Raw genomic sequence first — 14,033 nt, 5'->3', positions numbered from 1 at the left:
ACGGTACTCGGCCGTGTTCCAGACCACTCAGGCCGGGGCGGCGGCGTCGAGGCGGCGCAGTGCGTCGCGGGCGACCTTCGGGTCCATGGTCGGCCAGAACGGCGGCAGCGAGGCGCGCAGGAATCCGCCGTAACGGGCCGTGGCCAGCCGCGAATCCAGGATCGCCACGACGCCGCGGTCGGTGACCGAGCGGTGCAGCCGTCCGGTGCCCTGTGCGAGCAGCAGTGCGGCGTGCGTGGCCGCGACGGTGAGGAAACCGTTGCCGCCCCTGGCTTCCACGGCTCGCTGCCGCGCGGACGAGACCGGGTCGTCCGGGCGGGGGAACGGGATACGGTCGACCACCACGAGCTGGAGCGACGGACCGGGCACGTCGACGCCCTGCCACAGCGACAGCGTGCCGAACAGGCAGGTGCGCGCGTCCTCGGAGAACTTCTGCACCAGAAGGCCGGTGGAATCGTCGCCCTGGCACAGGATCGGCACGTCGAGCCGCTCCCGCATCTCCTCGGTGGCCTGTTTCGCCGCGCGCATCGACGAGAACAGGCCGAGCGTGCGCCCGCCCGCGGCCTCGATCAGCTCGGCCAGTTCGTCCATCGTCGAGGGCTGTAGTCCGTCCCGTCCCGGCGGCGGCAGATGTTTGGCCAGGTAGAGGATGCCGTTGCGCTTGTGGTCGAACGGGGAGCCGACGTCGAGCCCGGTCCACTTCGGGCCGTCGCTGTCGTTACTGCCGTCGCTATCGGCCGGGACCGCCTTGTCGGTCGCCGCGCCCGGCGCCTTCTCGACCCTGGCGCCGCCGGGCGGCAGACCCCATTGCCGGGCCATGGTGTCGAAAGTGCCGCCCAGGGTCAGCGTCGCCGACGTGAGGACGGTCGTGTGCTGGTTGAAGACGCGCTCGCGCAGCAGGCCCGCGACGCCCAGCGGAGCGACCTTCAACGCGGGCGGACGCGGGTTCGTGGAGAAGCGGTCCCCGGTCAACCAGACGACGTCGCGTTGATGCGCGTTGTCGTCGTCGAAGGCTTCGAGCAGCCGGACCGCGGTGTCGTGGACCTCTTCGAGCAGCGACCGCGCCAGTTTGCGGGCGGTGGCCTCGTCGACCTCTTCCTTTCGGTCCTTGCCGAGCGCGGTGAGGCAGCGGTGCGCGGCGTCGCGGACGGCTGGGACCGCGCCGGTGAGGGCTTGCGGCAGCGAGTCCATGCGGCCAGACGGCAGGTCGTCGAGGATCAGGGCCAGCCCGTCGCTCGCCTCCAGCAGCTGGTCGGCCACTTCGTCGTCGACCAGTTTCCCGCAGCGCCGGGCGGCGGCGGAGACCATGCCGCTGGTCAGCTCGCCGGTGGCCACGGACGTCACGCGGTCGACCAGGTCGTGCGCCTCGTCGATGATCACCAGGTCGTGATCGGGGAGCACCTGGTAGCCCTGCAACGCGTCGATCGCCAGCAGCGCGTGGTTGGTGACCACGACGTCGGCCTTGCCGGCCTCGGCGCGGGACCGTTCCGCGAAGCAGTCGGTGCCGATGGGACAGCGTGAGGCGCCAAGGCATTCCTTGGCCGTGACGGAAACCTGGCGCCACGCCTGATCCGAGACGCCGGGGACCAGTTCGTCGCGGTCGCCGGTCTCTGTGTCGGACGACCATTCCCGCAGCCGCGTGACCTCCTTGCCCAGCCGGGAGACGGCGAACGGGTCGAACAGCTGCTGGTCCTCCGGCTCGTCCGGGGCGCCGGAATCGAGCCGGTGGAGGCAGAGGTAGTTACGGCGTCCCTTGAGGATCGCGAAGGTGGGTTCACGGCCGAGAGGCTTCTTCAGCGCCTTCGCGAGCCGGGGGAGGTCTCGGTCGACCAGCTGGCGTTGCAGGGCGATGGTGGCCGTGGAGACCACGACCGTCGCCTCCTTCTCGACCGCGTGCCGGATCGCGGGAACGAGGTAGGCCAACGACTTCCCGGTGCCGGTGCCCGCCTGCACGGCCAGGTGCTCGCCGGTGCGGATGGCGCGGCCGACGGCGTCCGCCATCTGCACCTGGCCCTCGCGCTCGGCACCACCAACGGACTCGACCGCGTGGGTCAGGAGTTCGAGGACACCGGGGAAGTCAGCACGGGTTGGCACGGGACAAGACGATAGCCGGGGGCACCGTCAGGATCGTCCGCCCGGTGTTATGAACGGTCCGTTCATAACAAGACCCTGTAATGAACGGACCGTTCATAACACGCGCTGGGGCGATGAAAGGGCCGGTCACGACTCCTTGCGGAAGCGCGAGACCAGCGCCCAGGTGCCCGGAAGCAGCGCCGCCGCGACGGCGATCTTCAGCGCGTCACCGATCAGGAACGGCACGACGCCCTGCTCCACCGCGGTCGACAGGCTGACGCCCCGCGAGGCCGCCAGCCACGGCGCGCCGAAGGAGTAGATGACGAGGTTGCCGAGCACCATCGTCCCCGCCATGCGCAGCGGCGTGCGGTCCCCGCCGCGGCCGGCGAGTGCGCCCACCAGGGCACCGGCGAAGACGAATCCGACGATGTAACCGGCGCTGTCGCCGAACAGGCCCGACGAGCCGTTCTGGAACCAGCCGAAGCCGGCCGCGCCGACGGCGAGGTACAGCGCCATCGACAGCGCGCCGCGCTTCCAGCCCAGCGCCGCGCCGACCAGCAGGGCGGCGAACGTCTGGCCGGTCATCGGCACCGGCGAGCCGGGCACCGGGAGCACGATCTGCGCGGCCGCGCCGGTCAGCGCGGCACCACCGGCGACCAGGATCGCGTCACGGACCAGTGCGCCGGGAACGAGGTCGGCGAGGACGACACGACGGTCGGCCACAGACAGCGAAGACACTCAGACCTCCTATGAGTACACGAATGTGAACCGAGGTTAACGCCAGACGACGGGTCGCGGACCGAATGTCGGCCACCTCACGGTCATCGCCGATCCACTCGTCCGGGTGGCGTGGCCCTGCGCCGGTCAGGGACTTGGTGGAGGCTGCCAACCATGACGAAACCCAGGACGGCGGGGCGGCTGCTGTCGGTGACGATACTGACCGGAGCACTGGTGGCGGGAGGCACGGCGACGGCTTCGGCGGAAGCGGCGCCCGCGACGGCTTCGGCGGCGGTCGGCTCGCTCGACGTGGAGATCGGCGACGAGCACGTCGTCACCGGCGATCTCGCGCCGTGCGACGTCGACGGGCCGCTGACCGCGAAGACCCAGGGTGGGGCCACTGGCGACTTCGCCCGGTTCGGCGGCGGCGAGTCGAACTGCGGCCGGACCGGCGCGGCGGCGGTCGGCGAGGCGTCCGGGCGGCGGTTCGAGATGAGCCTGCTCAAGCGCTTCGGCGGCCCGGTGATCAAGGTCCGCACGTTCATGGCGAAGTGCAGCACCACCAAGGACGGCAGCCTCGGCTACATCGAGTTCGGCGACGTCACCGGGTTCACGCTGCCGGAGAACATCCCGCAGAACTACCGGCTGACCATCGCCGGCGGCAAGGGCGGGACGGCGCTGGCATCGCTCACGGTCAACGAGACCGTCACGCCGACGCCGCCCGACGGGAGCCTCGTGACGCACATGCTGCACATCAAGCTGTTCCCGCAGGGCGGCGGACCGGCGAAGGGCGACATCTACCTCGGGACCGCGCGCTGCGACCCGTACGGCAAGAAGAAGCCCTGACCCGCGCAATTCGGCACCTACTTGCGGTCGTTGCACGCGCGTCTAGCGCAAGTAGGTGCCGAATTGCGACCGCAAGTAGGTGCCGAATTGCGGGAGGGGCCTAAGTGCGCGAGACGTACTTCGCGGCCGCGGCGACGAACTCGCTCGCCCTGGTCGCGAGGTCCGCCAGCGAGCCGCTGGAGGTGAGCGAGTCACCCAGCAGCGGCGTCGCGGCGGCGACGGCGATCGAACCCGCCTCGAGGTACTTCGCGACGTCGGCGAGGTGGACGCCGCCGGTCGGCACCAGCGGGATGTCCGGCATCGGCGCCCGGATCGCCCGCAGGTAGGCGATCCCGCCGACGGCGGCGACCGGGAACACCTTCACCGCGGCCGCGCCGAGGCGCCAGGCATGGTCGATCTCGGTCGGGGTCAGCGCGCCGCAGACCACCGGCAGCCCGCGCTCGTGCGCGCGCTCCAAGACCAGCGGGTTCACCGTTGGCGTGACCAGGAACGTCGCGCCCGCGTCCGCCGCGATGTCCACATCGGACGGTTCACGGACGCTCCCGGCGCCGACGTGCGCGTCGTCGCCGAGCTTCTTGCGGATGGCCGCGATGGCTTCCGGGGCTCCCGGCGTGGTCAACGCCGCTTCGAGCACCCGGACGCCCGCCGCGTGCAGCACTGTCGCGGCGTCGGAGAAGCGGTTCGCGTTGTCGGCTCGCAGGATCGCGATGAGCCGGTTTTCGATCAGGGTGTCCTGGAGGTGGTGCTGGATCATGCGGCCGGGACCGGCGCCTTCCCGGTGTAGGTCACGCCTGCCTCGTCGAAGTCCTTGAGCGCGGCGTCGACCGTCGGCTGCGAACCGCCGACGGTGAGGTCCAACAGCACACGCACGGTGAAGCCCGCCTTCGCCGCGTCGAGCGCCGTGGCGCGTACGCAGAAGTCGGTCGCGATGCCGACGACGTCGACCTCGGTGACGTCGTGCTCCTTCAGCCACGCGTCGAGCGTCTTGCCGTCGCGCGCGTTGCCCTCGAAACCCGAGTACGCGGCGGTGTACTCGCCCTTGGAGAAGACTTCGCTGATCGGGACGACGTCGAGCGCCGGGTGGAACGAAGCGCCTGAGGTGCCCGCGACGCAGTGGCGCGGCCAGCTGTCCTTGAAGTCCGGCGTCTCGCTGAAGTGGTCGCCCGGGTCGATGTGGTAGTCACGGGTGGCGACGACGTGCGCGTAGCCACCCTCGGCGGCCTGCTTGGAGATCGCTTCGGCGGCGGCGGCGCCACCGGGCAGGCCGAGCGACCCGCCTTCGCAGAAGTCGTTCTGCACATCGACCACGATCAGGGCGGTCCCCATGTGTTGCTCCTGAGTTCTCATCAGACGAATACGGTCGGGATGGCCGGCTCCCCGTGCGAGAGCTTGAGGCCCTCCCACGGCAGGCTCACCAGGGCCCGGCGAAGCCGCTGGCGCGCGTCGTCCAGCGTGGGCAAATCATCCACCGTCCGGCCGCCCCGGACCAGCGGAATCTGCAATTCGTGGTCGTTCGGTCCCTGTTCCGGGACCTCCGAGGAGGGTGAGGCGGCTGTCCAGATCACCTCTTCGACGGCGGTGCCGGTGCCGCGGTGCCGTCGCAGCGCCGATTTCCGGCCACCGCGGGACTCCTTGTGCGCACTGCGCTTGGCGACCGGTTTGCCGTCGACGTCGACGAGTTTGTAGACCATCCCGGCGGTCGGCGCGCCGGAGCCGGTGACGACCGAGGTGCCGACGCCATACGCGTCGACGGGCTCCGCCCGGAGCGCCGCGATGGCGTGTTCGTCGAGGTCACCGGACACCACGATCCGGGTGTCCTTGGCGCCGAGGGCGTCCAGTTGCTCGCGGGCCTTGCGGGCCAGCGGGCCCACGTCACCGGAGTCGATGCGGATCGCGCCGAGTTCGGTCCCCGCCACCCGGACGGCTGTTTCGATGCCCTTGGTGATGTCGTAGGTGTCCACCAGGAGTGTGGTGTCGGCGCCCATCTTGTCGACCTGTGCGCGGAACGCCTCTTCTTCGCTGTCGTGCAGCAGCATGAAGGCGTGCGCGACGGTGCCCCGCGTCGGGATCCCGTAGCGGCGACCCGCTTCGAGGTTGGACGTCGTGGCGAAACCGGCGAGGTACGCGGCCCGCGCGGCGGCGACGGCGGCCCACTCGTGGGTGCGGCGCCCGCCCATCTCGATGATCGGCCTGCCGTGCGCGGCGCCCGACATGCGTGCCGCCGCGGCCGCGATCGCGCTGTCGTGGTTGAGGATCGACAGGATCAGCGTCTCCAGCACGACGGCCTCGCCGAAGGAACCGGTGACGGTCAGGATCGGGGAGCCGGGGAAGTAGAGCTCGCCCTCGGGGTAACCGTCGATGTTCCCCGAGAAGGAGTAGTCCGCGAGCCACGAAAGGGTGTCGTCGTCGACGACGGCGGTCGCCTCCAGCTGGCTCAGCTCGGCGTCGGTGAACCGGAAGTCCGCGATCGAGTCGAGAACCCGGCCGGTGCCCGCGACGACGCCGTAGCGGCGGCCGTCGGGCAGGCGGCGGGCGAAGACCTCGAAGACACACGGCCGATCCGCCGTCCCGTCGGCCAGGGCGCTGGCCAGCATGGTCAGCTCGTAGTGGTCGGTGAGCAACGCGGTGCTGGCGCCAATGGCCGCCTCGGGGAAACCCATGCTGCCAGCCTATTCACCCACATGGCCGGACCTGCCAGCCCGTACCGGGTTGGGCCCGTGACACCATGGAGTGCATGTCCACGCCTGTCGCATCCGAGCAGACGCAGGTTGATCCACAGGGAGTAGAGGTCGTCTCTGAGGACAGCCCCTGGCGGACGGTCGTCTGGAACGATCCGGTGAACCTCATGTCGTACGTGACGTACGTGTTCCAGAAGCTGTTCGGTTACAGCCGGGACCACGCGACGAAGCTGATGCTCGACGTGCATCAGAAGGGCAAGGCGATCGTGTCGTCCGGCTCGAAGGAGAAGGTCGAGACCGACGTCGCGAAACTGCACGCGGCCGGCCTCTGGGCGACGATGGAGCAGCCTTCATGAACGGATGGCGCCGCAAGGGCGAAACGATCGTCGCCGGGTTCGAACAGCAGGAGGCCGCGGTTCTCCGCGGTCTGGTCAGCCAGCTGGAGGACATGCTCACCGCGCGCGCCGAGGAGGCGCCGCAGGACGAGCTGGCGGAGCTGACCGGGATCCGCACGGGCCCGACCGAGTCGCCCGACGATCCGGTGCTTTCGCGGCTGTTGCCGGACTTCCACAAGCTGGACCCGGACAACCCGACCCGCGAGGACATCGATTCGGCCGCGGCGATGCGGTCGATCCACGAGCCCGATCTGCTGGACAAGAAGGTCGGCGTCGCCAAGATCGTGCTGGACACCCTGCCGCGTGACGGCGGGGACGTGCGGCTGACCTTCGAGCAGGCCGACGCGTGGCTTGGCGCCCTCAACGACGTCCGGCTGGCGCTGGGCACCGCGCTCGACGTCACCGAGGACATGCCCGACGAACTGCCCGAGGACGATCCCCGCGCCCCGCATCTGGGCGTCTACCACTGGTTGACCTGGGTGCAGGAAACCCTCATCCAGTCGCTGACGTCATGATCACCGACGTTCCCGGCGTGCTGGTCGGGCACCACGAGCGGGTCGGTGACGGCTGGGCGACCGGGACGACGGTCGTGCTGGTTCCCGGCGGCGCCGTCGGGGCCGTCGACCAGCGCGGCGGCGCGCCCGGCACGCGCGAGACCAATCTGCTGGAGCCGGAGAACCTGGTCCAGCACGTCAACGCGATCTGCCTGTCGGGCGGTAGCGCGTACGGCCTGGCCGCGGCGGACGGCGTCATGCGCTGGCTCGCCGAGCGGAACCTGGGCATCCCGGTCGGTGCCGAGCCGCACGAGGTGGTGCCGATCGTGCCCGCCGCGGTGCTGTTCGACCTGCCACGCAGCGACTGGGGAAACCGTCCGGACGCCTCCTTCGGCTATGCGGCCTGTGAAGCGGCCGCGGCCGGTCCTGTGCCGCTGGGAACTGTCGGCGCGGGTGCCGGCGCGAAGGCGGGATCACTCAAAGGTGGGATCGGGACGGCTTCGGAACGGGTCGGGGAGTTCACCGTCGGCGTCGTCGCCGCCGTGAACGCCGCCGGTGAGGCTGTCGACCTCTCGACCGGCCGCGCCTTCGCGGCGGACCACGAGGTCGACGGCGAGTTCGGCGTCCGCTGGCCGGACCGGCCCGGCGACGTCGAGGCGAAGGCCGCCGGGCTCAACACGACCATCGGCGTGGTCGCGGTCGACGCGGCGTTGTCCAAGGCGGAGGCGCGACGGCTCGCGGTGGCCGCTCAGGACGGTATCGCCAGGGCCGTGCGACCGGCGCACACGATGTTCGACGGCGACACGGTCTTCGCGCTGGCGACCGGCGAGCGGGAGCTACCCGGCGGCGCGGGCCCGGTCGCGGCGACGCGACGGGCGGCGGTGCTGGACACGCTGTGCTCGGCCGCCGCGCGGGTGTTCGGGCGGGCGATGGTGCACGGCGTGCTGAACGCCACTTCGGCGGGCGGCATGCGCGCGTACCGCGATGTGTGGCCCGAAGCCTTCTCCTGACCACGCAATTCGTCCTCTAGTTGCGGTAGTTGCACGTGCAACTACCGCAACTAGAGGACTAAACGCGGGCTTGAGTGGCGGCAATCTCAGAGTGTGGAAGGCGCCCGTCCAGCACCTAAGATGTGCGATGTGCTCCGGATCCGCCGTGAACTCGTCGACGAGATCGTCGCCCATGCCCGTCGTGACCATCCCGATGAGGCGTGCGGGGTGATCGCCGGTCCTGACGGATCGGACAGCCCCGAGCGGTACATCCCGATGCTGAACGCGGCACGCTCGCCCACGTTCTACGAATTCGACTCGGGTGATCTGCTCAAGCTCTACCGCGAGATGGACGCCAACGACGAGGTCCCGGTGGTCATCTACCACTCGCACACCGCGACGGACGCCTACCCGTCGCGCACCGATGTCTCGTACGCCTCGGAACCGGACGCGCACTACGTGCTCGTGTCCACGAAGGACCCCGATTCGCACCAATTCCGGTCGTACCGGATCGTGGACGGGGAGATCACCGAGGAGCCCGTCGAGATCATCGGCTGAACCCGGCCCCGGAACAAGCCGGGCCGCCCGAACGTCTGCGTTGCAGAGAACACCACCGGAGGTAGAAAACCATGGCCGTGACCGTGTCCATCCCGACCATCCTGCGTACGCACACCGGCGGCGAGAAGTCCGTCGAGGCGACCGGCAAGACCGTGCTCGAGGTGATCGACGACGTCGAGTCCCGCCACGGCGGCCTCAAGGCCCGCCTGGTCAAGGAGGAGAAGCTGCACCGCTTCGTCAACGTCTACGTCAACGACGAGGACGTCCGCTTCTCCGGTGGTCTCGAGGCCGAGGTCAAGGACGGCGACACGCTGACCATCCTGCCCGCCGTGGCCGGAGGCTGATCCATGGCTCGCTTCGAGTCGCTGCTCGACACGCTCGGCGGTACCCCGCTGGTCGGCCTGCCCCGGCTTTCGCCCACCCACGACGTGCGGTTGTGGGCGAAGCTGGAGGATCGCAATCCGACCGGCTCGATCAAGGATCGCCCCGCGCTGGCGATGATCGAGGCCGCCGAGCGTGACGGCACCCTCCGGCGCGGCTCCACGATCCTGGAGCCGACGTCGGGCAACACCGGGATCGCGCTCGCCATGGCCGCGAAGCTCAAGGGCTACGGGCTGGTGTGCGTCATGCCGGAGAACACCTCCACCGAACGCAAGCAGCTGCTGCAGGCGTACGGCGCGCGGATCGTCTTCTCGCCGGCGGCGGGCGGGTCCAACGAGGCGGTGCGCCGGGCGAAGGAACTGGCCGAGGCGAACCCGGAGTGGGTGATGCTTTACCAGTACGGCAATCCGGCCAACGCCGAAGCGCACTACCGCGGCACCGGGCCCGAACTGCTCAAGGACCTGCCGACGCTGACGCATTTCGTCGGCGGCCTCGGCACCACCGGCACGCTGGTCGGTGTCGGACGCTACCTGCACGAGGCGAAGCCGGACGTGCAGATCATCGCGGCCGAGCCGCGCTACGGCGAGCTGGTGTACGGCCTGCGGAACCTGGACGAGGGCTTCGTTCCGGAGCTCTACGACGCGAGCGTGCTCAACGGCCGCTTCTCCGTCGGGGCGTACGACGCGCTTCGCCGGACGCGTGAGCTGTTGGAGCACGAAGGCATCTTCGCGGGGATCTCGACCGGTGCGGTGCTGCACGCGGCGCTGGCCGTCGCCGAGAAGGCCGCTGCTTCGGGTAAGCCCGCCGACGTGGCCTTCGTGGTCGCGGACGCTGGGTGGAAGTACCTCTCTACGGGCGCTTACTCCGGTTCGCTCGACGAAGCGGCCGAGCGGCTCGACGGGCAGCTCTGGGCCTGACCCACGTGTTATGAACGGACCTTTCATAACAGAATTTGTTATGAAAGGTCCGTTCATAACACGAGCGGTGGCACGATGGCGGGTGTGAAGACCATCGGGTTGCTGGGCGGGATGAGCTGGGAATCGTCGGCCGGGTACTACCGGCTGGTCAACGAGCGCGTCCGTGAGCTGCGCGGCGGGTACCACTCCGCGCGTACCGTGCTCTACTCCGTGGACTTCGCCGACTTCGAAGCGATGCAGGCCGAAGGCCGCTGGGACGACGCAGGTCGGGAACTGAACCGCGCCGCCCGCAGCCTCGAAGCGGCCGGAGCGGACTTCGTCGTCCTGTGCACCAACACGATGCACAAGGTCGCCGATCAGCTCACGGACGGCCTCGGCATTCCGTTGCTGCACATCGCCGACACCATGGCCGTCGCGATCAAGGCCGCGAACATCAAGCGCGTCGGGCTTCTCGGCACAGGTTTCACCATGACCCAGCCGTTCTACCGCGAACGCCTCGCCGCGCACGGGCTCGACGTGCTCGTGCCGGACGAAGCCGATCGCGAGACGGTGCACCGGGTCATCTACGACGAACTCATCCACGGTGTCGTCACCGAGGACTCCCGTGAGCGGTGCCGCGAGGTCATCGCGCGGCTCGCCGAGGCGGGCGCGGACGGCGTGATCTACGGCTGCACCGAGATCGAACTGCTCGTCGGTCCCGAGGACAGCCCGGTGCCGACCTTCCCCACCACCAGACTGCACGCCGAAGCGGCCGTGGACTACGCGCTCGGCGAGATCTCACTCCCTCCCGCCACGTGACTCTCGTGCTGGGAGACGGCCTGCCGCCACAGCCTGTCCTGTTCTTCACCGGTGAAGCCGCCGCGCGGCACGCCGAAGACGTCCTCGATCGCCGTCCACCACAGGGCGGGTGACTCCAGCACCGTCTTGTCGCCCGGCAGCCTGCTCAAAGTCAGCGCGCGCAGTGAGTCGACGCCCTCGGCGTCCCGGCGTTGCAGCACGAGCGTGCGGACGAACCCGGAGTCCGCGGACGTCGACAGCTCGACGTGCTTCTCGGCGAAGTCCGGCATCACGGCCGCCTCCGGCGCGAAATCCATCCCGACGAAACTGCCCTGCGGATCGTGGTCGAACCGCCAGCCGCCCGGCGTGACCTCCGAGGCCCGCATGCCGAACACCAGCGGCCCTTGTTTGTACTCGCCTTCGAGCAGCGGGAGTGGCTCGTGGATGCCGTCGCCGAGCCCCACGTCGACGAACCAGCTCGTTTCCGGTGTCTCCGCCAGCCCGGACACGGTCAGCGGCAGGTGGTTGAGGTGGATGCCGGCCGGGTCGCCCGGCATCTGCGCACCACCCGGATGCCGCGTGACCTGGTAGCCCAGCTCCCGAAGCAGCGCCGAGAACGCGCCGTTGAGGTGATAGCAGTAGCCGCCGCGGCCGGCGGCGATCCGGCTGAACGACACCGCCGGATCCAGCGAGGTCACCCGGCCGAGCTGGACTTCGAAATCTTCGTACGGCACCCGTTCCACGTGTGCCGCGTGCAGCCGGAAGAGCGCGCCGAGGGACGGCGGCTCGTGCTCGAGGCCGAGTCGCGCGAGGTAGGCCGGCACGTCGACGTGCTCGGAAGAAGAGTTCCCCATGCCGACGACCGTAGCGCCGCCCACCGACAATTCAGGGTTCTCACGGAGGCGATCTCGCCGTTCCCCGTCGTAGCCTGGGGAGGTGACCACAATGCCTTCCCAGCCGGTCCCGGCGAGCGAGTCGTCCGGTACGGATCCGGCCAAACGCGTCCTGCCGCCGAACGCGAAGGCCGCCGCGATCGTGGCGTTGGCCTTCACCGTGCTGCTCTACCTGGTCGAGCTGGTCGACGTCGTGCTGCCCGCCGACCTCGACCAGGGTGGCATCCTCGCCCGCGACGTCTCCGGCCTCGACGGCGTGCTCTGGGCACCGTTGCTGCACGCGGGCTGGGGGCATCTGTTCTCCAACACCGTCCCGGTCCTGGTGTTCGCCTTCCTCGCGATGGCCGCGGGTATCGGCCGGTGGGTGCTGGTCACCGCCATCATCTGGTTGCTCTCCGGGCTCGGTGTCTGGCTGATCGCGCCGGACAACACGGTGACCGTGGGCGCATCGGGAATCGCCTTCGGCTGGCTCGCGTTCCTGCTGGTCAGGGGCATTTTCAACCGGGCCGTCGGGCAGATCCTGGTGGCCGTGGTGCTGCTGGGCATCTGGAGCGGGATGCTCTGGGGACTGCTTCCGGGTGATCCGGGCGTTTCGTGGCAGGGGCACCTGTTCGGCGCGCTGTCCGGGGTCTTCGCGGCCTGGGTGGTGGCGCGGATGGACAAGTCCCAAGCCCGGAAAGCGACTTCCGCCGGTCCAGGTAGCCTCGCCGTGTGACGAAGCCGAGCGCCGACGCCCCCATCGGCGTCTTCGATTCCGGAGTGGGCGGGCTCACCGTCGCCAGGGCGATCCTGGAGCAGCTGCCCGGTGAGCAGCTGCGCTACGTCGGCGACACCGCGCGCAACCCGTACGGTCCGCTTCCCATCGCGACGGCGCGCGAATACGCGCTCGCGGCGTTGGACGACATCGTCGAAGGCGGGGTGAAGGCGCTGGTCATCGCCTGCAACACCGCCTCCGCAGCTTGTCTTCGCGACGCGAGGGAGCGCTACGACGTCCCCGTGGTCGAGGTCGTGCTCCCGGCCGCGCGGCGGGCCGTCTCGGCCACGCGCTCCGGCCGGATCGGTGTGATCGGCACCGAGGGCACCGTCCGGTCCCGCGCCTACGACGACGCCTTCAACGCCGCCCCGGACGTCGAGATCACCAGTGTCGCGTGCCCGCGGTTCGTGGACTTCGTCGAACGCGGGATCACCACCGGCCGTCAGGTGCTCGGGCTCGCACAGGGATATCTGGAGCCCTTGCTGGACGCGCAGGTCGACACGCTGGTCATGGGTTGCACGCACTACCCGTTGCTGTCCGGCGTGCTGCAGATCGTCATGGGCCAGGAGGTCACGCTGGTGTCCAGCGCCGAGGAAACCGCGCGTGACCTCGTGCGGGTCCTCACCGAGAACGATCTCCTCGCCGAGCGCGACACCCCGCCGCGGCACGAGTTCGTCGCCACCGGATCCGCCGAGCCGTTCACCCGACTCGCTCAGCGGTTCATGGGTTTCGCTCCGGGTGTGCTGGCTCCCACCCGAGCGTAAATCGCCGATTCCGCGCTTAAGGTGTCACAGTGCGTCTCACGATCCTCGGCTGCTGCGGCAGCGTCCCCGGACCCAACGCCGCCGCGTCCGGCTACCTGATCGAGGCGGACGGGTTCGTCCTGGGGCTCGAGCTCGGCAACGGGACGCTCGCCAGGTTGCAGGCCCTGCGTGACCCGTTCGATCTGGACGCGCTGATCCTTTCGCACCTCCACCCGGATCACTGTGCCGACGTCAGCGCGCTGACCGTGCTGCGGCGCTACCACCCCGCGCTGCCGTATCCGGCGAGGCCGCGACGGCTGCCGGTGTACGGGCCGTCGGATGTGCACGAGCGGCTCGCCTACGCCTACGCGGCGAACGAGGCAGAGCGGGCGACCACCGATCTCTCCGACGTCTTCGCCTTCGACGTCCTGCGGGCGGGGCCCATGGAGATCGGGCCGTTCGAGGTCACCGCGGTCCCGGTCGACCACCCGACCCCGGCGTTCGGCCTGCGGATCGCCCATGGCGGCAAGACGTTCGCCTACACCGGCGACACCGGCGTTTGCGACACCTTGACCGACCTCGCCGCGGGCGCCGACGTCCTGCTGTCGGAGGCGTCGTGGACCGACTCGCCCGACCGGCCCGTCGGCGTCCACCTGTCCGGCAAGGAAGCGGGGGAACTGGGGCGAAAAGCCGGAGTGGGGCGGCTGCTGCTCACTCACGTCGCGCCCTGGACCGACCGCGACACCGTGCTCGCCGAGGCGGCCGTCGCGTTCCCCGGCGCCGAGCTGGTCGAGCAGGGCGCCGTCTACGACCTCTGA

Annotated in this window: 17 protein-coding genes; 11 read left to right on the top strand and 6 right to left on the bottom strand. The window is 69.9% G+C overall.

Features of this window, described 5'->3' with window-relative positions; all coding sequences use genetic code 11:
• Positions 1-27: 27 nt before the first annotated feature.
• Both ACLARN_RS24835 and ACLARN_RS24830 read right to left on the bottom strand, forming a co-directional pair.
• Positions 28-2,094, bottom strand: coding sequence for an ATP-dependent DNA helicase (locus tag ACLARN_RS24835; RefSeq protein WP_409493852.1), 2,067 nt, complete (start codon positions 2,092-2,094; stop codon positions 28-30).
• 126 nt (positions 2,095-2,220) lie between these two features.
• The gene (locus ACLARN_RS24830) at positions 2,221-2,811 is read right to left on the bottom strand and encodes a biotin transporter BioY (RefSeq protein WP_409493851.1); all 591 of its coding nucleotides are present in this window, start codon (positions 2,809-2,811) and stop codon (positions 2,221-2,223) included.
• 153 nt (positions 2,812-2,964) lie between these two features.
• Here ACLARN_RS24830 and ACLARN_RS24825 point away from each other — a divergent pair, with 153 nt between their 5' ends.
• Positions 2,965-3,636 (top strand): choice-of-anchor P family protein, encoded by a 672-nt coding sequence (locus tag ACLARN_RS24825; RefSeq protein WP_409493850.1) that lies wholly within the window; start codon positions 2,965-2,967, stop codon positions 3,634-3,636.
• A gap of 100 nt (positions 3,637-3,736) precedes the next feature.
• On the opposite strand, the gene ACLARN_RS24820 is transcribed toward ACLARN_RS24825, so the two are convergent.
• From ACLARN_RS24820 to ACLARN_RS24810, 3 genes are read right to left on the bottom strand one after another with little or no spacing between them, the layout of a single operon-like run.
• Positions 3,737-4,390 (bottom strand): bifunctional 4-hydroxy-2-oxoglutarate aldolase/2-dehydro-3-deoxy-phosphogluconate aldolase, encoded by a 654-nt coding sequence (locus ACLARN_RS24820; RefSeq protein WP_409493849.1) that lies wholly within the window; start codon positions 4,388-4,390, stop codon positions 3,737-3,739.
• Positions 4,387-4,962 carry an isochorismatase family protein gene (locus ACLARN_RS24815; protein WP_016336791.1) on the bottom strand — a complete coding sequence of 192 codons (576 nt, stop codon included), beginning with the start codon at positions 4,960-4,962 and terminating at the stop codon, positions 4,387-4,389. Before ACLARN_RS24815 ends, ACLARN_RS24820 begins: the two co-directional genes overlap by 4 nt.
• 20 nt (positions 4,963-4,982) lie before the next feature.
• Complete coding sequence (locus ACLARN_RS24810) at positions 4,983-6,296, bottom strand: nicotinate phosphoribosyltransferase (RefSeq protein ID WP_409493848.1); 1,314 nt, start codon at positions 6,294-6,296, stop codon at positions 4,983-4,985.
• Positions 6,297-6,370: 74 nt separating this feature from the next.
• Here ACLARN_RS24810 and clpS point away from each other — a divergent pair, with 74 nt between their 5' ends.
• The 7 genes from clpS (at position 6,371) to ACLARN_RS24775 (ending at position 10,846) form a co-directional block, all read left to right on the top strand.
• Positions 6,371-6,670: an ATP-dependent Clp protease adapter ClpS gene (gene clpS / locus ACLARN_RS24805; protein WP_037320717.1), complete on the top strand. Its 300-nt coding sequence runs from the start codon at positions 6,371-6,373 to the stop codon at positions 6,668-6,670.
• On the top strand, positions 6,667-7,224 hold the full coding sequence (locus ACLARN_RS24800) for a DUF2017 domain-containing protein (protein WP_409493847.1): 558 nt from the start codon (positions 6,667-6,669) through the stop codon (positions 7,222-7,224). The genes clpS and ACLARN_RS24800 overlap by 4 nt, the downstream gene beginning before the upstream one ends.
• Positions 7,221-8,213: a P1 family peptidase gene (locus ACLARN_RS24795; RefSeq protein WP_409493846.1), complete on the top strand. Its 993-nt coding sequence runs from the start codon at positions 7,221-7,223 to the stop codon at positions 8,211-8,213. The genes ACLARN_RS24800 and ACLARN_RS24795 overlap by 4 nt, the downstream gene beginning before the upstream one ends.
• Positions 8,214-8,342: 129 nt before the next feature.
• On the top strand, positions 8,343-8,750 hold the full coding sequence (locus ACLARN_RS24790) for a Mov34/MPN/PAD-1 family protein (RefSeq protein WP_409493845.1): 408 nt from the start codon (positions 8,343-8,345) through the stop codon (positions 8,748-8,750).
• A gap of 71 nt (positions 8,751-8,821) precedes the next feature.
• Positions 8,822-9,094, top strand: coding sequence for a MoaD/ThiS family protein (locus ACLARN_RS24785; RefSeq protein WP_409493844.1), 273 nt, complete (start codon positions 8,822-8,824; stop codon positions 9,092-9,094).
• 3 nt (positions 9,095-9,097) lie between these two features.
• The gene (locus ACLARN_RS24780) at positions 9,098-10,048 is read left to right on the top strand and encodes a PLP-dependent cysteine synthase family protein (protein WP_409493843.1); all 951 of its coding nucleotides are present in this window, start codon (positions 9,098-9,100) and stop codon (positions 10,046-10,048) included.
• 84 nt (positions 10,049-10,132) lie between these two features.
• A complete protein-coding gene (locus ACLARN_RS24775; protein ID WP_409493939.1) occupies positions 10,133-10,846 on the top strand; it encodes an aspartate/glutamate racemase family protein in 714 nt (237 codons plus the stop codon).
• Here ACLARN_RS24775 and ACLARN_RS24770 read toward each other — a convergent pair.
• Positions 10,807-11,679, bottom strand: a complete 873-nt coding sequence (locus ACLARN_RS24770; protein WP_409493842.1) for an arylamine N-acetyltransferase family protein — start codon at positions 11,677-11,679, stop codon at positions 10,807-10,809. The genes ACLARN_RS24775 and ACLARN_RS24770 overlap by 40 nt on opposite strands.
• Positions 11,680-11,770: 91 nt before the next feature.
• Between ACLARN_RS24770 and ACLARN_RS24765 the strand changes: the two genes are divergently transcribed.
• The 3 genes from ACLARN_RS24765 to ACLARN_RS24755 are packed head-to-tail and all read left to right on the top strand — an operon-like array spanning position 11,771 to position 14,033.
• Positions 11,771-12,433, top strand: coding sequence for a rhomboid family intramembrane serine protease (locus tag ACLARN_RS24765; protein ID WP_409493938.1), 663 nt, complete (start codon positions 11,771-11,773; stop codon positions 12,431-12,433).
• A complete protein-coding gene (gene murI / locus ACLARN_RS24760) occupies positions 12,430-13,236 on the top strand; it encodes a glutamate racemase (protein ID WP_409493841.1) in 807 nt (268 codons plus the stop codon). Before ACLARN_RS24765 ends, murI begins: the two co-directional genes overlap by 4 nt.
• Positions 13,237-13,265: 29 nt before the next feature.
• Positions 13,266-14,033 carry an MBL fold metallo-hydrolase gene (locus ACLARN_RS24755; RefSeq protein WP_409493840.1) on the top strand — a complete coding sequence of 256 codons (768 nt, stop codon included), beginning with the start codon at positions 13,266-13,268 and terminating at the stop codon, positions 14,031-14,033.

This window comes from Amycolatopsis sp. cmx-11-12 (genome assembly GCF_046269425.1).
Classification (GTDB): Bacteria; Actinomycetota; Actinomycetes; order Mycobacteriales; family Pseudonocardiaceae; genus Amycolatopsis.
This window is presented reverse-complemented; position numbering and strand designations above follow the sequence as displayed.